This is a genomic window from Bradyrhizobium sp. NBAIM18, assembly GCF_020193825.1.
GTDB lineage: Bacteria > Pseudomonadota > Alphaproteobacteria > Rhizobiales > Xanthobacteraceae > Bradyrhizobium > Bradyrhizobium yuanmingense.
In genome coordinates this window covers 172,984-192,459 of record NZ_JADYVO010000011.1, presented here as the reverse complement: position 1 = coordinate 192,459, position 19,476 = coordinate 172,984, and the positions used below count along the sequence as shown (strand labels likewise).

17 protein-coding genes and 1 tRNA gene are annotated in these 19,476 nt (G+C 65.8%); 10 read left to right on the top strand and 8 right to left on the bottom strand.

Going from position 1 to position 19,476, the window contains the following annotated elements:
* Positions 1-200: 200 nt before the first annotated feature.
* Complete coding sequence (locus I6F17_RS23915) at positions 201-884, top strand: GntR family transcriptional regulator (protein WP_225113629.1); 684 nt, start codon at positions 201-203, stop codon at positions 882-884.
* A gap of 103 nt (positions 885-987) precedes the next feature.
* Here the strand turns inward: I6F17_RS23915 and I6F17_RS23910 are convergent, their stop codons facing one another.
* Genes I6F17_RS23910 through dctP form a run of 3 tightly spaced genes read right to left on the bottom strand, consistent with a single transcriptional unit; the run spans position 988 to position 3,916 of the window.
* Positions 988-2,346, bottom strand: a complete 1,359-nt coding sequence (locus tag I6F17_RS23910) for a TRAP transporter large permease (protein WP_036045577.1) — start codon at positions 2,344-2,346, stop codon at positions 988-990.
* Positions 2,343-2,897, bottom strand: coding sequence for a TRAP transporter small permease (locus I6F17_RS23905; RefSeq protein ID WP_225128709.1), 555 nt, complete (start codon positions 2,895-2,897; stop codon positions 2,343-2,345). Before I6F17_RS23905 ends, I6F17_RS23910 begins: the two co-directional genes overlap by 4 nt.
* Positions 2,894-3,916, bottom strand: coding sequence for a TRAP transporter substrate-binding protein DctP (dctP, locus tag I6F17_RS23900; protein WP_225128711.1), 1,023 nt, complete (start codon positions 3,914-3,916; stop codon positions 2,894-2,896). Before dctP ends, I6F17_RS23905 begins: the two co-directional genes overlap by 4 nt.
* Positions 3,917-4,241: 325 nt before the next feature.
* Between dctP and I6F17_RS23895 the strand changes: the two genes are divergently transcribed.
* Entirely contained in the window at positions 4,242-4,487 is a 246-nt protein-coding gene (locus I6F17_RS23895; RefSeq protein WP_036027965.1) for a pentapeptide MXKDX repeat protein, read from the top strand.
* Between the two features lie 115 nt (positions 4,488-4,602).
* Here I6F17_RS23895 and I6F17_RS23890 read toward each other — a convergent pair whose 3' ends face one another.
* On the bottom strand, positions 4,603-4,950 hold the full coding sequence (locus I6F17_RS23890; RefSeq protein WP_036027966.1) for a DUF6481 family protein: 348 nt from the start codon (positions 4,948-4,950) through the stop codon (positions 4,603-4,605).
* A gap of 264 nt (positions 4,951-5,214) precedes the next feature.
* Here I6F17_RS23890 and I6F17_RS23885 point away from each other — a divergent pair, with 264 nt between their 5' ends.
* The 3 genes from I6F17_RS23885 (at position 5,215) to I6F17_RS23875 (ending at position 6,700) form a co-directional block, all read left to right on the top strand.
* Positions 5,215-5,451 carry a hypothetical protein gene (locus I6F17_RS23885; RefSeq protein WP_036045571.1) on the top strand — a complete coding sequence of 79 codons (237 nt, stop codon included), beginning with the start codon at positions 5,215-5,217 and terminating at the stop codon, positions 5,449-5,451.
* 76 nt (positions 5,452-5,527) lie between these two features.
* Complete coding sequence (locus I6F17_RS23880; protein WP_057029336.1) at positions 5,528-5,764, top strand: hypothetical protein; 237 nt, start codon at positions 5,528-5,530, stop codon at positions 5,762-5,764.
* A 174-nt stretch (positions 5,765-5,938) separates the two neighbouring features.
* Entirely contained in the window at positions 5,939-6,700 is a 762-nt protein-coding gene (locus I6F17_RS23875) for a hypothetical protein (protein WP_225128713.1), read from the top strand.
* A 283-nt stretch (positions 6,701-6,983) separates the two neighbouring features.
* On the opposite strand, the gene I6F17_RS23870 is transcribed toward I6F17_RS23875, so the two are convergent.
* Positions 6,984-7,145 carry a hypothetical protein gene (locus I6F17_RS23870; protein WP_035999590.1) on the bottom strand — a complete coding sequence of 54 codons (162 nt, stop codon included), beginning with the start codon at positions 7,143-7,145 and terminating at the stop codon, positions 6,984-6,986.
* A gap of 163 nt (positions 7,146-7,308) precedes the next feature.
* Here I6F17_RS23870 and I6F17_RS23865 point away from each other — a divergent pair, with 163 nt between their 5' ends.
* Positions 7,309-7,494, top strand: coding sequence for a hypothetical protein (locus I6F17_RS23865; protein ID WP_225128715.1), 186 nt, complete (start codon positions 7,309-7,311; stop codon positions 7,492-7,494).
* A gap of 287 nt (positions 7,495-7,781) precedes the next feature.
* Here I6F17_RS23865 and I6F17_RS23860 read toward each other — a convergent pair whose 3' ends face one another.
* Positions 7,782-8,009, bottom strand: a complete 228-nt coding sequence (locus I6F17_RS23860; RefSeq protein ID WP_025036201.1) for a DUF2171 domain-containing protein — start codon at positions 8,007-8,009, stop codon at positions 7,782-7,784.
* A gap of 114 nt (positions 8,010-8,123) precedes the next feature.
* Here I6F17_RS23860 and I6F17_RS23855 point away from each other — a divergent pair, with 114 nt between their 5' ends.
* Positions 8,124-9,407 (top strand): hypothetical protein, encoded by a 1,284-nt coding sequence (locus I6F17_RS23855; protein WP_225128718.1) that lies wholly within the window; start codon positions 8,124-8,126, stop codon positions 9,405-9,407.
* A gap of 21 nt (positions 9,408-9,428) precedes the next feature.
* Here the strand turns inward: I6F17_RS23855 and I6F17_RS23850 are convergent, their stop codons facing one another.
* Both I6F17_RS23850 and I6F17_RS23845 read right to left on the bottom strand, forming a co-directional pair.
* On the bottom strand, positions 9,429-9,647 hold the full coding sequence (locus tag I6F17_RS23850) for a hypothetical protein (RefSeq protein WP_225128720.1): 219 nt from the start codon (positions 9,645-9,647) through the stop codon (positions 9,429-9,431).
* Between the two features lie 140 nt (positions 9,648-9,787).
* A tRNA-Arg gene (locus I6F17_RS23845) sits at positions 9,788-9,864 on the bottom strand.
* Positions 9,865-10,283: 419 nt separating this feature from the next.
* Between I6F17_RS23845 and I6F17_RS23840 the strand changes: the two genes are divergently transcribed.
* From I6F17_RS23840 to I6F17_RS23830, 3 genes are all read left to right on the top strand, one after another.
* On the top strand, positions 10,284-15,479 hold the full coding sequence (locus I6F17_RS23840; protein ID WP_225128723.1) for an alpha-2-macroglobulin: 5,196 nt from the start codon (positions 10,284-10,286) through the stop codon (positions 15,477-15,479).
* Between the two features lie 95 nt (positions 15,480-15,574).
* Complete coding sequence (pbpC, locus tag I6F17_RS23835; protein ID WP_225128725.1) at positions 15,575-17,683, top strand: penicillin-binding protein 1C; 2,109 nt, start codon at positions 15,575-15,577, stop codon at positions 17,681-17,683.
* 50 nt (positions 17,684-17,733) lie between these two features.
* Positions 17,734-19,476 (top strand): glycosyltransferase family 39 protein, encoded by a 1,743-nt coding sequence (locus tag I6F17_RS23830; RefSeq protein ID WP_225128736.1) that lies wholly within the window; start codon positions 17,734-17,736, stop codon positions 19,474-19,476.

Below are 19,476 nucleotides of genomic sequence, written 5' to 3'. Positions count from 1 at the left end.
CCCCTGAAGATTTGTCGTGTGATCGCCAAATGTATAATTTATACATTTTGGGAGTCAAACGGAGTTTGCGGTCATTTCGGCGGCAGGGCGCGCGTTTGCTGGGCATTAGGTTTGTGGCGCCCGGCTTTATCCGGACAGCTCGACATGCAAGACAGGGACCGCGTCGGCCGCACGAGTCGGGAAGGACAACGGACGATCAGATGAAACAGCCTCTGAAGCATCGCACCCTGTCGGCCGCGATCGTCGACCAGCTCCGCCAGGCAATTCTCGACGGCACTTATCCGGCCGGATCGCAGCTGCGCCAGGACGCGTTGGGCGAAGCCTATGGCGTCAGCCGCATCCCGGTGCGCGAGGCGCTGTTCCAGCTCGAGGCGGAAGGCTTGGTGCGCATCGTGCCGCAGAAGGGCGCCATCGTCTCGGAGCTGTCGTTGGACGAGATCAACGACGTGTTCGACCTCCGCCGTATCCTGGAGCCGCGGCTGCTGGCGCAGTCGGCGCCGCGCTTCACCGCGCAGGATTTCGACGGGCTCGACGACATCCACCGGAGCTTCGAGAAGGCGATCAAGGCGCGCAACGTCAGTGAGTGGGGCCAGCTCAATGCCGACTTCCACATGGCGCTCTACGTCCACGCCCCGCAGCCGCGCACGCGCGCGATCGTGCTGTCGCTGCTGCAGACCAGCGACCGCTACACGCGGCTACAACTCTCCAACACCAAGTCGATGGGCATTGCCGAGAAGGAGCACGCCCATCTGATCGCGCTCTGTCGTGCGCAGAAAGTAGAGGAGGCCTGCCGCTTCCTGGAGCGGCACATCGAGGCCGTGCGCAAAGACCTGCTGCAGGTGGTGGCGAACGCGCCGAAGTCGCGGCGGAAGGAGAAATCGTAGGGTGGGTTAGCCGAAGGCGTAACCCACCGCTGTTCGTCTCCGCTGCGACAGAAGAGGTGGATTACGCCTTCGGCTAATCCACCCTACAGGCCGGCGATCGCTTCTACCTGCTCCCGTCCGGCCCCATCACGAGGTCCGGCAGCCAGGTCGAAATCCCCGGCACCAGGCACAGCAGCAGCACTGCAAGCATCATCAAGAGCACGAAGGGCAGCGTACCCCAGATCACCTCGCGCAGGGGAATATCGGGCGCGACGTTGCGGATGACGAAGATGTTGAGGCCGACCGGCGGGTGGATCAGCCCCATCTCCATCACGATGGTCATGACGACGCCGAACCAGATGATGTCGAAATTGGCGGCGCGGAGCGGCGGCAGGATGATCGGTGCCGTCATCAGGATGATCGAAACCGGCGGCAGGAAGAAGCCGAGCACCACGACCATGACGAGGATCGCGAACAGCAGCTCCCAGCGCGGCAGATGCATCGCGACGATGGATTCGGCGACCGATTGCGAGATGTGCAGATAGCTCATCACGTAGGAATAGAGCAGCGACATGCCGATGATCATCATCAGCATGGTCGATTCCCGGATCGTCGACTTCATGATCGGCGCGAGGTCGCTCGGCCGCCACACGCTGTAGATCGCAGCGATCAGCGCCAGCGCCAGGAGGCCGCCGAGGCCGGCGGTCTCCGACGGCGTGGCATAGCCGCCATAGAGCGCGACCATGACGCCGGTGAGCAGCAGCACGAAGGGGATCACGCGCGGCAGCACGCTGAAGCGCTCGGCCAGCGTATACTCGTCGCGGGTCAGGATCGCAGCCTCCGGCCCGCCGTTCTTGTAGACCGCTTCGGCCGCCGCATATTCCTGGCGGAAGCGGATGACGGCATAGATGCCGAACAGCGTGACCAGCAGCAGGCCCGGCCCGATGCCGGCGAGGAACAGCCGTCCCAGCGACTTTTCGGCGGCGACCGCGAACAGGATCATCGTGATGGAGGGCGGAAGCAAGATGCCGAGCGTGCCGCCGGCGGCGATGATCCCAGCGGCAAAGCCGCCGGAATAGCCGCGCTTGCGCATCTCGGGGATACCGGCCGAGCCGATCGCCGAGCAGGTCGCTGGGCTCGAGCCTGCCATTGCCGCGAACAGCGCGCAGGCGAACACGTTGGCGACGCCGAGCCCGCCGGGCACGCGATGCAGCCAGGCATGCAGCGCCGAATAGAGATCCTGGCCCGCGCGCGACTTGCCGATCGCCGCGCCCTTCAGGATAAACAGCGGGATCGACAACAGCGTGATCGAGGCCATCTCCTCGTAGACGTTTTGCGTCACCGTATCGAGCGAGGCCGAGGGCATGAAGATGGCCATGAACACGACCGCGACCGCGCCGAGCGCGAACGCAATGGGCATGCCCGAGAACATCACCAGCAGCGTTACAATGCCGTAGGCGAGGCCGATGCCGAAAACGCTCATGGCCGCTTGGCTCCGGTGAAGGGCAGCGCAAGCTGCACGAGGATCTGGAGGCAGAGCAGGCTCATCCCGAGCGCCATCAGCGAGTAGGGGATGGCGAGCGGCGGCGACCACATCGAGTTGGAGACCTGGCCGTCGATATAGGCTTCGTGCGCCAGTGTCCACGACTTCCAGGTGAAGAAGGCGCAGAACAGGAACGTGGCGGCATCGACCAGCCAGAGCCGGACCTGGTTCGCGAATGGCGAGAGCAGGCCGACGAAGGCCTCGATGCCGATATGACCGCGATGCTGCTGCACGTAGGCCGCCGTCATGAAGGTCGCGCCGACCAGCAGGAACACGGCGGCTTCGTCCTGCCAATAGTTCGCGGCCTTGTACAGCGCGCGGCTGAGCACGCTGTAGCTCAGGATTGCACAGGCCGCGACAAGTGCGATCGCGGCGAACACGACGATGATGCTGTTGAGGACGGCGAGACCGCGATCGATCGCCGCCGCAGGGCCGGTCCCCGCGGCAACGCTCGTCCGGTCGTCACGATCCGGAAGCGGACCGTGGCTCATGCTGCGACGTCGATGGCGAGCTTGAGCAGGTTTGCGCAGGTCGCAGTCTTGGCGCTGTAGTCCTTCCACGCGGTGTCGCGGGCGATGTCGCGCCATTTTCCGACGGTCGCGGCGTCGAGCGCCGAGACCTTTGCGCCAGCCTTCTCGTAGACCTTGGCGACCTCGATGTCGTCGTCCTGCGCGCCCTTGCGGCCGAAGGCTTCGAGCTCGGTGCCGACCGCGAGCAGAATGTCCTGATGGTTCTTCGGCAGCTTGTCGAAGATCGCCTTCGACATCATCAGCGGCTCGAGCATGAACCAGTAGGAGGCGCCGGCGCCCGAGGTCAGCGACTTCGCGACCTCTTCCAGGCGGAACGAGATTAGGCTCGTCGAGGAGGTGATGCCGGCATCGCAGGCGCCGGTCTGCATTGCTGCGTAGATCTCGTTCGACGGCACCGACAACACGGAGGCGCCGGCGGTCTGCAGCACCATGTCCATCTCGCGCGAGCCGCCGCGCACCTTGAGGCCCTTGGCGTCTTCAGGAGCGACGATCGGCTTGGAGCGGCTGGCGACGCCGCCGGCCTGCCAGACCCAGGTGAGCAGAATGATGCCCTTGTCGGCGAGGAAGTCGGTCAGCGCCTTGCCGACGGGTTCCTTCTTCCAGCGCAGGCCCTGGTCGTAGGTGGTCACGAGGCCCGGCATCAGGCCGATATTGGTTTCCGGCACTTCGCCGCCGGCATAGGGCATCGGATAGAGGCTGATATCTAGCGCGCCCTTGCGCATGGCGGAGAACTGCGCGTTGGTCTTGATCAGCGAGGAGTTCGGATAGATCTCGGCGGCAATGTCGCCATTGCTGCGCTTACTCACTTCGGCGGCGAACATGCGGCACAGCCGGTCGCGGAAATCGCCCTTGTCGATAGTGCCGCCTGGAAACTGATGCGAGATCTTCAGCGTGGTCGCGGCCTGCGCGGTGCCGGTGCCGAAGCGGAGAATGGCAGGTGCCGCGACGGCGGTCGCGAGCAGATGGCGGCGCGTGAACATGATGTAATCCCCTTGGGCGTTTCTTTGGGCGTTTCTCGGAGTGTTTTTGGCAGAGGTGATTTGAACTGGGTTCTTCGCGACCGCGGGGCCAATCCAAGCCGGTCTCCATCCGATGGTCTTTCATCTGATAGTTCGAGACAGAGTGCCGCGGCAAGTGCCGGTTGTGCTGCGCTGCAGCACTTCCGATGCGGGCTCGCCAAATCAACGAGGGCGGCTGGCCGCAGAAATTTATCGATGGTCAGCGTAACAACGCCACACGGCTATCCGTCGAGACAGGATAGCGGCGTCCGTCGCTGACAAACACCATCACGAAGGAAGATGAACCATGACCATTCGCACCCGCATCGTGCTCGGCGTCTCGGCTGCCGCTCTCTCGCTAGGCCTCGCGTTTGCGCCGGCCGCCTTTGCTCAGGACAAGATGGGCAAGGATGATGGCATGATGAAAAAGGACACGATGTCCAAGGACGGCATGATGAAGAAGGACACCATGTCCAAGGACGATGGCATGAAGAAGGATCACATGTCGAAGGACGGCATGAAAAAGGACGACGGGATGATGAAGAAGAACTGATCCCGTCATCGCGCAACGCCCCTTGGGCGGGCCGCGTCCTCTCGAATTCCGGCGGCATTTGAGGCCGCCGGAATGATGGCTCAGTTCAAGTTCAATTGAACGTGACCAGCGCGTTTTACTTGCGCTTCGCCTTGCGGGCGGCGTAGCGCGCATCGCGCTTGGCCTTCTGCTCAGCCTCGAGCGCAGCCTGCTTCTCGGCGGCTTCCTCGGCTTCCCGCGCGATCCGCGCAGCTTCGGCTGCCTTGGCCTCTTCCTCGAGGCGCTTCTGTTCGGCCTTTTCGGCCTCGCGCGCGGCCTTTGCCTCGGCGCGCTTGGCCGCGAGGGCCTCACGCTCGGCGCGCTTCGCCGCCACCGCGGGATCATCGGGCCCCGGCTGCGACTTGAACTTGTTCAAAAGATTTTTGCGGGCGTCCTGCGCCGCCTTTTGCCGGTCTGCAAAGCCGGGTTCCCTGAATCCACTCATCGACGAGCCTTGTCTTCCTCGCTTTCGATCCTACATCGGTGCCTGTTGGTAAGTCGGCTGGGCATAGCAGGCGCCACGCGACGCAGAAGCGTGTACATCGGCGCGCGTCGCGAAGCCACCCATAATCGCAGCCGATCAGGTCAACGAAAAATCGCCCCCCGACGATCTCTCGTAGCCCGAAAAAACTGCCGAATTGTGATGTCCCTCATAAAGGAGCACATGGGCGACGCCTAGCGTCCGCCCCGTACGAGACGGAGCACGGGCATGACGATCTCAAGACCAAGCCTGAGGGCGCTCGCGATTGCCGTCGCCCTGGCAGGCGTGGCCGGCGCCGCGCTGCTGCTGGCTCGACCGCAGCCGGTTGAAAGTGCGGTCCTGGGAGCGGATTGGGAATGCACCCAGACCGCATTCGTGCTCACGAGTTGCGCACCGCGCGTTCAGGAGGCAATTCCGGCGGTCGAAACCTTGCGCAAGGATGCAATCCAGCAGACCCGGGGCTGAATTGGGCCGGACGATCCGGATGTGACGCGACGCCGCAGAGGTGGTAAAGCCAGCGCGCCAGCGTGACCAGGCGGCCATGTCGAAGCCAGAGTCCAGATCCGAACCGGGCGAGGAGCCCCATCCTCGACCGAACCGTCAGCCCAAGCCTCCGTCCGGCGGCGACCGCCGCGGCGCGCTGGCAGGATTGATCATCGCGGTCGTGATCCTCGGCGTCGGCTGGTGGCTTGCCCGGGATCTGACGGCAGCCAGCAAGATGCAGGATTGTCTGATGTCCGGGCGAAGCAATTGCAATGTGATCGAGCCGGCTCGCTAGGCGCGCTCTACAGCATGGCCATGGGGCCGAAAAAATGCCCTGATCTTAATCATTTGTAACGGGACTTAGCCGATCAAGCAGGGCAGTGACTTCGGCCGGCATCAGCCCGGCGCGCGGCGATTCGCCGATCGCGCCCGGGATTCACGGCCATGAGAGAGCAGGGGGCGAGCACGCATGAGTGCGTCCAAACATCTGAAGATCTTCATTCCCTTGGTTTCGGCCACGTCGCTGCTCGCGCTGTCGGCGCAGGCGCAAGAGGCTAGGTCCCGGCAAGAGGTCGTCCAACCGCCGGCCGGGCCGGCAGCAGGCGCGCCGCCACAGGCCAATCCGCCCATGCGCAAGGGCCCTCCGCCGCAGCAAGCGACCCGGCCTGCGCAGCCCGGCGGTCAGCCCCATGCGGGTCACAACGCCGGGGGCCCGCCGCCCGGACGTCACGTCGCGCGCGGTCCTGCTCCCACACGTGATTGGGGTGGACACACCTATCGCGGCAACCTTGCCTGGGAGGGTGGACGCTGGCGCCACGACGTCCGCCATGGCCGATCCGGCTGGTGGTGGGACGTTGGCGGCGTCTGGTATTATTATCCGCAGCGTATGGCCGGCCCGCCCGCCTACGTTTCAGAGGACTATATCGACGACGTGCCGGTGGTCTACGCCCGGCCTCCGGTGGCCTATGCGCCGCCACCTCCGCCGCCGCCACCGCCGGCCGATCCCGGCGCCAGCGCGCTCGGCGGCGCGCTCGTCGGCGGCCTGCTGGGCGGACTGATCTCGGGCAATGCAACCGGGGCCGCCGCAGGCGCGGTTCTTGGCGGCGCGACGGGCGCGATTGCCGGCGCGACCGCGGCGTCCCAGCCCGGCTATTACTGGGCGCAGGGCACCTGCTACTACCGCTATCCGAGCGGCCAATATGTGCAGGCCGATCCCCGCGCCTGCTATTGAGTTCTCCTGGCCGGATTGGATCATTTGAGGCGGGCTTGGTCCCGCCTCATCCTTTTGCACGCCGATGGTTGCTATGAATTGGCTCTGGTGCTCGTCGCCCCCTCACGTCAATTTCAAAGAAAAATGACGGGATGATTCGCGGGGGATGTGGGACATGCTCGATGCCATCCAGATCAGCGTGGCGCTCTGGGCCATGATCGTTTGCGGCGGAATTAAACTCTCGCAGGCGTTGCCCTACCTGCTCTAGAACGGCGATCAGCTGGCAGGCCAATGCCTTGGTCGGTCAGGACACGAGCCAATCGAAGAATGCGATCGAGGCCCAGACCAGGCCCGCGATCCAGGCCACCATGACGACGCCGATGGTGCCGAGATAGGCGATGCCGAGCAGGTCCGCGCGATGTCGCTGCCTTGGGACGATGACTTCGGTTGCTGCTTTGCGTGTCATGACCGGACATCACCCATGAAGCCTGGACACGTAGTTTAGCGGAGATGTCGCGGACAGGCTGTGACGTGGTTCACAGACCGGTGCAGGAAGGCTGGTGGTTACCCCGCAATCATACGGACGAAATTGCCACGCACTCGTCCAGATGGCCGGCTAGAGTCTGCGCATGTACACCGAGTACGATCCGCAACATGAGGCCGAGGCCGCAATGAAGCGCGCCGCGGAGGCCGACGGTGCCGACAGGCAACGGCTGATCCAGCTGGCCCTGGCATGGCACGAGCTCGCCCGCGATCTGCGCGATGAGCAAGCCAGCGCCTCGCATCCAGCCGGGCACGGGCCGCCGGCCCGGTAGCACTGACATGAGAAAAACCCCGTGCTCGGGGGACAAGCACGGGGCCCTTCAAAGCCGACCGGGGCTGGCGGGTCGGCACCACTCTGTTCGGTCATCCAACGCGCGGATCGCGCATTCGTTCCCATCAATCCGCAGCGCTGAAATCCGATCGAATTGCAGCGGCCTTCCGCAGAAAGTCATCGTTAACGAATGCTGCGCGCAATCGGATTGCGGTCGCGATTCGTGCTCGCGAACGAAGCGGAGTCGGACCGTGAACAAACAAAAAGCCCCCGCAGGGGCTCAGTGTTTTACGCAGCTTCGGTCTTTGGGACGGCGTCGGCATTCACCGACAGCTTGACCACGTCGCCTTCGACGGCACCGACATATTTCGTGTCGATGTAGTGATGATGGTCCTTGTGACCTTCCGGGCTGTCCTTGCGCGTCAGCTTGATGCGGTTGCCCTCGAGACGATCGACGGTGCCGACATGGGCGCCGTCCTTGCCGATGATCTTCATGTGCTCTCTGATGTCAGCCATGCTGTCCTCCTTGCATGGCTTCAACTGCGAAGGCGCCGGTTCGTTGCAGCAGGCACGTTGGACCCGTTGGGATTTCCGGACGTTGACGCCTGATTGGATCTGTCAAGAAGCGCGATGGAGACCGTTCGGGCCTATCTGGAACGCAAGCACTGGGAACTCAGGCTGTTGAACGACGGCCTGAGAAACCCGCTCGATTTGGCGTCGCCGCGTTCCGTCGATGACGTCGTCAGATCCAAATTCCAGATCACGGCCGCGCTCAGGGCGGAGCATGAATTACACGAGTGGAAGGCGACGGAGACAGCCTGGTCGCACACGGCCGATCCCGCCAGCGGGCCGTTCGAGTTCAGTTACGACTACCAGCGGGCCGATCTGACGGTACGCGGTCCGTCATTCTACGAGCTCGACGGCGGCTGCACGAACACGGCGATCTACACCGCCTCGGGGATGGCGGCGATCTCCGCGGTGTTGCTCGCCTCCGCGCGGATCGTCGCGAAGGCCGATATCCTGGTGCTGCCAGGCTCCTATGGCGAGACACTGGAGCTGATCCGAAGCTTCATGCCGCATTTGCGGATCGAGGCCTTGAAGCTGCCGCTCGGCGATGCGCTTGCACGGGTGAGCTCGCCGCGGATCCTGCTGCTGGATTCCTGCTCCGTCGCCGGCGCCATCGAGGCGGTGCTGCGCTGTGACGGCTCGGGCCTCGATCTCCTGATTTTCGACACGACGTGCTTCGCCGGCAGGTCGGGCCGCATCAGGCGAGTCGTGGGGTGGGCCAGGCGACACGGAATTGCGCTGGTGCTGGTGCGAAGCCACAACAAGCTCGATTCGCTCGGAGCGGAATATGGCCGCCTCGGCTCGGCCGTCTTCGTGCACGGGCATCAGCGTCCACCGCGGGCAGGGGACGCTGAATGGTCACCTCTCGCGTTCGAAACGCGCAACGCAGTGCGGCTGCTCGGCGGCGCGGCATTGCCGGCCCACTTCCCGCCCTTCGCGGGCAGCGCGGCGTATTGGGCGCTGACGAAGCGGCGCGTGGCGGCGATCTTGCGCAACGGCCGAAGCTCGGCGCGATGCTTTGCCGCCGAGATCCCGGCGCTCTCGGCTCAGCTTCGCTTCGCTCACGGCCTCTACGTGACTCTTCGCGGAAGGCGCGCGCTCGACGAGGCGGCAGCACGGCAGGCTGCCGAGGACATGAGCTGCGAATTGCGCCGCGCGGGCTTTCCCATCCGCCACGCCGGCAGCTTCGGCTTCGATTTCGCCGCGACCGAGTGGTTTCACGACGCGACGACGGACCAGTACAGCGTCCGGGTGGCGGTTCCGGACCTGCCGACGGAGATGTGGGACGATCTCACCGCCGCTATTGCGCTGTGGTGGCGGGGTCATCAGCGGGCAGGCTGTGGATAGACCGGAGGGCGGGCGCGTCGATCAGTCGACCGCCAGGCAATATTCGAGTCGCGGCTTCTCGTGACCGCGGCGCGCCCAGTCCTCAACGGCAAATGCAGGCTGACGTTGTCCCGTTGCGACGCCAAGGATCGAGGCCTGGACCACCTTGATGGGCCTCGTGACCGCATTGGTGCTCACCAAGCCCGCGTCGACCGCCAAATACGAGATCGCAACGACCGCGACCGCAGATGCGATCGCCATTCTCGTCAATTCGGATTGCTGCATTCCCAAACCTATCGGGCGCGTCTCACCCGGCGCTTAGATAGGGCTGATCGGCGCCGTTCAAAGGCCGGCATATGGTTACCCACGCGTTCGTGAACAGCGGCGGCGAGGCAACGAGCTGGCGATCCCGGCAGGACTCGAACCTGCAACCCGCGGAGTAGAAATCCGCTACTCTATCCAGTTGAGCTACGGGACCGTCTGAGCCGGCCGTCTTGAGCCGCCCGGATTGGGCGGCTGGCCGTTCATGTAGCATGCCAATATGAAAAAACTGGTGTTTCGCCAAGTCTGAACCGAACCGTTTTCCTCAGTGCGACGACAAAGCGGAACGGTGGGGTGTCAGGGTGCCGGGTTGAGCGGCAGCGGACTGGACGATGGATCACATCGCCGGGAACGCTGAACAGCTTCCGGGACACGGCCGCCGGTCGACTGGTCAGGTAGTGCTACGCCATCAAGACGGCGTGCGTGGCGATATCTTGGCCGGTCTCCTCTGGGCTTGCCTCTGTCATGGCGAAAGCGACGCTTTGCACCTTCTGGTTCCATCGCCTTGAGTCCGTCACCTTTCCGCGCATTTCATTTGCCGCCGCGGCGTTCGTCCGCGCTTTCCGGGAGTCTTCAATGATCGGTCTCGTTCGCGCCGTCACAATCTGCGCCGCGCTGGCGCTCGGCCTCGTCGCTTCGCAGGCCGCCGACAAGGCGTTCAAACGCGACGACCTCGTCGATTCCGCGATCAAGCTGGAGGCCCAGATCAAGAGCGAGGCGGGGCCGGTCGCCAAGACCAATGCGACGCTGAAGACGGACGCCGACGCCGCCTTCCGGCGCAATGATTACCGCACCGGCCTTTCGGTGCTCGGCCAGATCGCCGCGACCACGCCCGAGGATGCCGGCAACTGGCTGCGGCTCGCCAAGGTCATCTTCCAGATCTCGCCGAAGAGCTCGAGCGAGCAGACCTTCCTGCTGGAGCGCGCCTCGACGGCGGCCTATATCGCTTACATGCGCGCCGGCAATCCGGGCGAGGAGGCCGACGCGCTCGCCGTGCTCGGCAAGGCGCTGGCCGACCGCAAGCTGTGGCGGCCGGCACTGGATGCGCTGCGGCTGTCGCTCGACATGCGCGAGGTCGCCGAGGTCCGCGGCCAATATGAGAAGATGCGCGACGAGCACGGCTTCCGGCTGCTCGACTATACCGTCGACTCGGACTCGGCGAGCCCGCGCGCCTGCTTCCAGTTCTCCGAGGAGCTCGCCAAGCGCACCGACTTCGCGCCGTTCCTGGCGCTTGCAGGCCAGGACAAGCCGGCGCTGTCGGCCGAAGGCAAGCAGCTCTGCGTCGACGGGCTGAAGCACGGCGAGCGCTACAACATCAACCTGCGCGCCGGCTTGCCGTCGACCGTGAAGGAGGGGCTGCCGAAATCGGCCGAGTTCAACATCTATGTGCGCGACCGCAAGCCGTTCGTGCGCTTCACCAGCCGTGCCTATGTGCTGCCGCGGACCGGCCAGCGCGGCATTCCCGTCGTCAGTGTCAACACGCCTGCGGTTAGCATCAATGTCTTCCGGATCGGCGACCGCAACCTGATCAACACGGTGGTCGACAGCGATTTCCAGAGGACGCTGTCGAAGTACCAGCTCAGCGAGCTCGGCGACGAGCGCGGCGTCAAGGTGTGGACCGGCGAGCTTGCGACTGCGACGACGCTGAACCAGGACGTCACCACGGCGTTCCCGGTCGACCAGGCGCTCGGCGAGCTCCAGCCCGGTGTCTACGTCATGACGGCCGCGGCGAGGGCCTCGGACGAGGACTACCAGCTCGCCACGCAATGGTTCATCGTCTCCGACCTCGGCATCGCCGCTTATTCCGGCAATGACGGCATTCATGTCTTCGTCAACTCGCTGGCGTCGACCGACCCGGTCGGCAAGGCCGAGGTGCGCCTGGTCGCGCGCAACAACGAGATCCTGGCGACTCGCAAGACCGACGATGCCGGTCACGTGCTGTTCGAGGCCGGCCTTGCGCGCGGCGAGGGCGGATTGTCGCCGGCGATGCTCACGGTGACCGGCGAGAAGGCCGATTATGCCTTCCTGAGCTTGAAGACGTCGGCCTTCGACCTGTCCGACCGCGGCGTTTCGGGGCGCGCGGTGCCCGCCGGCGCCGATGCCTTCGTCTATGCCGAGCGTGGCGTCTACCGTTCCAGCGAGACCGTGTTCCTCACCGCGCTGCTGCGCGACGGGCAGGGCAATGCCGTCACCGGCGGGCCGATGACACTGGTGGTAGAGCGCCCGGACGGCGTCGAATATCGTCGCGCCGTACTGGCAGATCAGGGCGCCGGCGGCCGCACGCTGTCCGTGCCGCTCAACTCGGCCGTACCGACCGGCACCTGGCGGGTGCGCGCCTTCACCGATCCGAAGGGAGCTTCGGTCGGCGAGACCACCTTCATGGTCGAGGATTACGTCCCCGATCGGATCGAATTCGACTTGTCCGCCAAGGACAAGCTGATCAAAGCTAACGCTCCAGTGGAGCTTAAGGCCGACGGTCATTTCCTCTATGGCGCACCTGCTTCGGGCCTGCAGCTCGAAGGCGACATGCTGATCGCGCCGGCGGCCGAGCGGCCCGGCTTTGCCGGCTACAAGTTCGGCGTCGACGACGAAGAGACCACCTCGAACGAGCGCACGCCGCTGGAGAACCTGCCGGAGGCCGACGCCAATGGCGTCGCGACCTTCCCGGTGACGCTGGACAAGCAGCCGGCCTCGACGCGCCCGCAGGAGGCGCAGATCTTCGTCCGCATGGTCGAGACCGGCGGCCGCGCCGTCGAGCGCAAGATCGTGCTGCCGGTCGCGCCGGCAACGGCGCAGATCGGCATCAAGCCGCTGTTCGGCGACCAGAACGTCACGGAGGGCGACAAGGCCGAGTTCGACGTCGTGTTCGTCTCGCCGGACGGCGAGAAGCTGCGCCGCGACGGTCTGCGCTACGAGCTCCTGAAGATCGAATCGCGCTACCAGTGGTACCGCCAGAACAATTACTGGGAGTACGAGCCGGTCAAGTCGACCTCGCGCGTCGCCGACGGCGACGTCACTGTTACGGCCGACAAGCCGACGCGGCTCTCGCTCACGCCGCAGCCCGGCCGCTACCGGCTCGACGTCAAGTCGAACGACGCCGACGGCCCGGTGACCTCGGTGCAGTTCGACGTCGGCTGGTACTCCGACGGCAGCGCCGACACGCCGGACCTGCTGGAGACCTCGATCGACAAGCCGCAATACGCCTCCGGCGACACCATGACGGTGTCCGTCAACGTCCGCAGCGCCGGCAAGCTCACCATCAACGTGCTCGGCGAGCGGCTGCTGACGACGCAGACCATCGACGTCAAGGAAGGCACCGCGCAGGTCAAGCTCCCGATCGGCAAGGATTGGGGCACCGGCGCCTATGTGGTGGCGACGCTGCGCCGTCCGCTCGATGCCGCCGCCCAGCGCATGCCGGGCCGTGCGATCGGGCTGAAATGGTTCGGCATCGACAAGCAGGCTCGCACCTTGCAGGTCAAGCTGTCGCCGCCTTCGCTGATCCGGCCGAATTCGACGCTGAAGATCCCCGTCAAGCTCGATGGGCTCAATCCGGGCGAGGACGCCAAGGTCGTCATCGCCGCGGTCGACGTCGGCATCCTCAATCTCACTAATTACAAGCCGCCGGCGCCGGACGATTATTATCTCGGCCAGCGTCGCCTCAGCGCCGAGATCCGCGACCTCTACGGGCAGCTGATCGACGGCATGTCGGGCACGCGCGGCCAGATCAAGTCCGGCGGCGACGCCGGTGGCGAGCTCCAGGGCTCGCCGCCCACGCAAAAGCCGCTCGCGCTCTATTCCGGCATCGTCACGGCCGCAGCCGACGGCTCGGCCGAAGTGAGCTTCGATGTTCCGGAATTCGCCGGCACCGCGCGCGTGATGGCGGTGGCGTGGACCGCGACCAAGCTCGGCCGCGCCAACACCGACGTCGTGATCCGCGATCCCGTGGTGCTGACGACGACGCTGCCGCGCTTCCTGCTCAATGGCGACCGCGGCTCGGTCAACCTCGAGATCGACAATGTCGAGGGGCAGGCCGGCGACTACGTCATCAACGTGAAGGCGGGCGGCCCGGTGAAGATGACCGGCAATCCCGCAACCACGGTGAAGCTCGCCGCCAAGCAGCGAAATTCGTTCTCGCTCGCGCTCGATGCGACCGCGGCGGGGCAGGCGACGCTCGACGTCGACATCAAGGGCCCGAATGGCCTCGCGCTCGTGCGTCACTATGCGTTCGACGTCAAGCCGGCGACGCAGGTGCTGGCGCGGCGCTCGATCCGCACATTGGCGAAGGGCGAGAGCCTGACGCTGACCTCGGACATGTTCTCCGACCTCGTGCCGGGCACCGGCAGCGTCTCGGTTTCGGCCAGCCTGTCGACCGCGCTCGATGCGGCGACGATCCTGAAAGCGCTCGACCGCTATCCCCATGGCTGCTCGGAGCAGATCACGAGCCGGGCGATGCCGCTGCTCTATGTCAACGAGCTCGCGGCCGGCGCGCATCTTGCCATGGACACCGAGGTCGACCAGCGCATCCGCGACGCCATCGAGCGGCTGCTGGCCCGCCAGGGCTCGAACGGCTCGTTCGGCCTGTGGTTGGCCGGCGGCGACGATGCCTGGCTCGATGCCTACGTGACCGACTTCCTCACCCGCGCCCGCGAGAAGGGCTTTGCGGTGCCGGACGTGCTGTTCAAGAACGCGCTCGACCGTATCCGCAACTCCGTCGTCAATGCCAACGAGCCGGAGAAGGACGGTGGCCGCGATCTCGCCTACGGCCTCTATGTGCTCGCGCGTAACGGCGCGGCTCCGATCGGCGACCTCCGCTATCTCGCCGATACCAAGCTTGCCAACCTCGCGACCCCGATCGCGAAATCGCAGCTTGCGGCGGCGCTCGCCTTGGTCGGCGACCGCAACCGCGCCGAGCGGGTCTATGGCGCTGCGCTCGACAGCCTCGCGCCCAAGCCCGCGCTGGAATTCGGCCGCACCGATTACGGCTCGCAGCTGCGCGACGCCGCAGCATTGGTGTCGCTCGCCAGTGAAGGCAACGCGCCGAGGGCGACGCTGACGCAGGCAGTGTCGCGGGTCGAGACTGCCCGCGGGCTGACGCCCTACACCTCCACGCAGGAGAATGCGTGGCTGGTGCTGGCGGCGCGGGCGCTCGCCAAGGAGAACATGTCGATCGAGGTCGACGGCCAGCCGGTCAAGACCGCCTTGTATCGCAGCTACAAGGCGGACACGCTGGGCGGCAAACCGCTGAAGATCACCAACACCGGCGATGCGCCGGTGCAGGCGGTCGTCTCGGTGTCGGGCTCGCCGGTCGCGCCGGAGCCGGCGGCGTCAAACGGCTTCAAGATCGAGCGCGGCTACTATACGCTCGACGGCAAGCCCGCCGACATCAGCAAGGTGAAGCAGAACCAGCGCTTTGCGGTGGTGCTGAAGATCACCGAGGCCAAGCCCGAGTACGGCCACATCATGGTGTCCGACTATCTGCCGGCGGGTCTGGAGATCGATAATCCGAACCTGGTGTCGTCCGGCGACAGCGGCACGCTGGACTGGATCGAGGACGGCGAGGAGCCGGAACATACCGAATTCCGCGACGACCGCTTCACCGCGGCCGTCGACCGGGCCTCGGATTCCAAGTCGGTCTTCACGCTCGCCTATGTCGTACGCGCGGTCTCGCCCGGCAAATACGTGCTGCCGCAGGCCTATGTCGAGGACATGTACAATCCCTCGCGCTATGGTCGGACCGGCACGGGCAGCGTCGAGGTGCGGGCGGCGAAGTGAATGCTAATTGGATGAGCGCAACGGAGCCACATACTCAATCGTCATGCCCGGGCTTGTCCCGGGCATCCACGGACTTTGGTGACGCGGCGAAGAACGTGGATGGCCGGGACAAGCCCGGCCATGACAGAGCAAGGGGCGGGGGGCTTCGCATCCTCTCCACCCTCGCACTCACTCTCATCCTCGCCATCATCAGCTTTGTCGGCTGGGTCTACTCCCTCGGCCCGCTCCCGCTCGACGAAGCCCGCCAGGTCTCAACCACCATCGTCGATCGCAACGGCAAGCTGCTGCGCGCCTATGCGATGGCGGATGGGCGCTGGCGGTTGCCGGTCGATGCCAGGACCAACGTCGATCCGACCTACCTGAAACTGCTGTTCGCCTATGAGGACCAGCGCTTCTACGCCCATGGTGGCATCGATCCGTTGGCGCTGGGGCGCGCCGCGTTGCAGCTGGGAACGCGCGGCCACATCGTCTCGGGCGGCTCGACCATCACGATGCAGCTGGCCCGGCTGATGGAGCCGCGGCGGCAGCGCTCACTGTACGCAAAATTGCGGCAGATCGTGCGTGCCATCGAGATCGAGCGCAGCATGAGCAAGGAGCAGATCCTCGATCTCTATCTTGCGCTGGCGCCCTATGGCGGCAATCTCGAAGGCATCCGCGCGGCGTCGATCGCGTATCTCGGCAAGGAGCCGAAGCGGCTGTCGCTGGCGGAGGCCGCGTTGCTGGTCGCGCTGCCGCAAACGCCGGAGACGCGCCGGCTGGATCGCTATCCGGAGGCAGCCCGCAAGGCGCGCGACCGCGTGCTCGACCGCATGGTCGAGGAGCACGTGGTCAGCGCCGACGACGCCAATCAGGCCAAAGCGATGCCGGTGCCGAAACTGCGCAGGCCGATGCCGATCCTGGCGCCGCATGCCTCCGACGCCGCGCTGTCGACGGTCAAGGACACGCCGATCATCAAGCTGACGCTCGATGCGACCTTGCAGAAGGTGCTGGAGCCGCTGGCGCGCGACCGCGCAATTGCGCTGGGTCCGAACATCTCGGTCGGAATCGTCGTGGTCGACAATGAGAGTGGCGACGTGCTCGCGCGTGTCGGCTCGGCCGATTATTTCGACGAGAGCCGGGCGGGGCAGGTCGACATGACCCGCGCCATCCGCTCACCCGGCTCGACGCTCAAGCCCTTCATCTACGGGCTCGCCTTCGAGGACGGCTTTGTCCATCCCGACAGCTTGATCGACGACCGCCCGGTCCGCTTCGGCTCCTATGCGCCGGAAAATTTCGACATGACTTTCCAGGGCACGGTTCCGGTGAGGAAGGCTCTGCAACTGTCGCTGAACGTGCCGGCCATCGTGCTGCTCGACCGCGTCGGCTCGAGCCGGCTGACCTCGCGGCTGCGGCAGGCCGGCGGCAACCTCGTCCTGCCCAAGGACGAAGCGCCCGGCCTCGCCATGGGGCTCGGCGGCGTCGGCGTGACGCTCCAGGACCTCGCCCAGCTCTATGCCGGCTTTGCCCGCCTTGGGACCACCAAGCCGTTGCGCGAGATCGTGACAGCCAGGGACGATCGGGAGCCGCTGCGGCTGCTGGATCAGGTCGCAGCTTGGCAGGTCGGCAACGTCCTGCTCGGCACGCCCCCGCCGGAGAACGCCGCCCACAACCGCATCGCCTTCAAGACCGGCACCTCCTACGGCTATCGCGACGCCTGGTCGGTCGGCTTCGACGGTCGCATGACCATCGGCGTCTGGGTTGGCCGTCCGGACGGAGCGCCGGTTCCCGGCCTGATCGGACGCGTCGCCGCCGCGCCCATCCTGTTCGATGCCTTCGCCCGCAGCGGCAAGACGCTGGCCGCCTTGCCGAAGCCGCCCAAGGGAACCCTGGTCGCAAGCAACGCGAAGCTGCCGCTGCCCTTGAAGCGGTTCCGTCCCGTCGGCGAACTGGTGCGAAGCGGGGGCGAGCAGCCGCTGCACATCCAGTTTCCGCTGAACGGCTCGCGGATAGACGTCGATCGATCGGGCGGCCGGGAGAGCGCGGCGATGCCAGTCAAGGTCGCCGGCGGCGTGCTGCCCATGACCGTCATGGTTAACGGCACCGCGCTCGGCGAAATCGACGGCCGCCGTCAGCGGCTGATCGATCCGCCCGGCCCGGGCTTTGCACGGCTCACCGTGATCGACGCCACGGGCGCCGCGGACACAGTCGTCATTCGAATTCAATGACCCTGCCTTAAGCGGTTGTCGCCATGGCGGTTTCAGCGTAAGCGGAACCAATGGCCGACACCTACCCCAGCCCCCGTTTTGGTGCCCCCCGCGAGTCGAAATCGCCCACAAATCCGGGCAGCGGGCTCGTGCGCATGCTCGACATCGTCACGGCCAGCCACCCGCGCGCGATCGGCTTCCTGCTGCTGTGCGCGCTGCTGCTGTTCCTGCCGGGCTTCTTCACCATTCCGCCGATCGACCGCGACGAGGCGCGATTTGCCCAGGCCACCAAGCAGATGGTCGAGAGCGGCGACTATGTCGACATCCGCTTTCAGGAGGACGTCCGCTACAAGAAGCCGGTCGGCATCTACTGGTTGCAATCGGCGACCGTCGAAGCCGCATCGATGCTCAAGCTGCCGAAGGCCGAATTGCGTATCTGGGTCTACCGGCTGCCGTCGCTGATGGGGGCGATCGGCGCCGTGCTGATGACCTATTGGGCCGCGCTCGGATTCATCACACGACGTGCCGCGGTGCTGGCGGCGCTGATGATGTGCGCCTCGGTGCTGCTCGGCGTCGAGGCGCGCCTGGCCAAGACCGACGCCGTGCTGCTGCTCTGCGTGGTTGCCGCGATGGGCGCGATGGCGCGGGCCTATCTGTCCTGGCAGCGCGCCGAGGACGAGACGCATCCGCCCTGGAGCTGGCCCGCGATCTTCTGGACCGCGCTTGCTGCGGGCATCCTGATCAAGGGGCCGCTGATCCTGATGTTCGCAGGCCTGACCATCGTCGCGCTCGCGATCCAGGACCGCGACGCCTCCTGGCTGTGGAAGCTGCGGCCTGTCTGGGGCCTGATGTGGATGCTGGTGCTAGTGCTGCCCTGGTTCGTCGCGATCTTCTGGCGCGCGGGCGAGACCTTCTTCACCACCTCCGTCGGCGGCGACATGCTGAGCAAGCTTGGCGCCCAGGAATCGCACGGCGCACCGCCCGGACTTTACCTGGCGCTGTTCTGGATCACGTTCTGGCCGGGTGCGCCGCTGGCGGCGATGGCGGCGCCTGCGGTGTGGCGGGCCCGCCGCGAGCCCGGCGCGCAGTTCCTGCTGGCCTGGCTGATCCCGTCCTGGATCGTGTTCGAGGCGGTGCTGACCAAGCTGCCGCATTACGTGCTGCCGCTGTATCCCGCGATCGCGATCCTCACCGCCGGCGCGGTGGAGCGGCGCGTGCTGTCGCGCTCCTGGCTGATGCGCGGCTCGGCCTGGTGGTTCGCGATCCCCGCAGCCGCCTCCATCATTGCGGTGGTCGGCTCGGTGATACTGACGCGGCAGCCCGCTTTCGTCGCTTGGCCGTTCATCGCGGCCGCGCTGATCTTCGGTCTGTTCGCCTGGTGGCTGTTCGATACCAACCGCGCCGAGCGCTCGTTGCTCAACGCCCTGGTCGCAGGCCTGATGCTCGCCGTGACGATCTACGGCATCGTGCTGCCGTCGCTGACGCCGCTGTTTCCCAGCATCGAGATCGCGCGCGCGCTTCGCAACGTCACCTGCGTCGGACCGAGGGCGGCTGCGGCCGGTTATCACGAGCCGAGCCTCGTCTTCCTGGCGGGCACCCGGACCTTGCTCACCGACGGCTCCGGTGCGGCGGACTTCCTGCGGCAGGGCAGCTGCCGCTTCGCGCTGATCGAGCAGCGCTCAGAGCGCAGCTTCGTGCAGCGCGCCGAGGCGATCGGGCTGCGCTACAAGGTCGGCGCGCGCATCGACGGCTATAATTTCTCGCAAGGGCGCGCGATCTCGATCTCGATCTTCCGCTCGGAAGGTACCGAATAG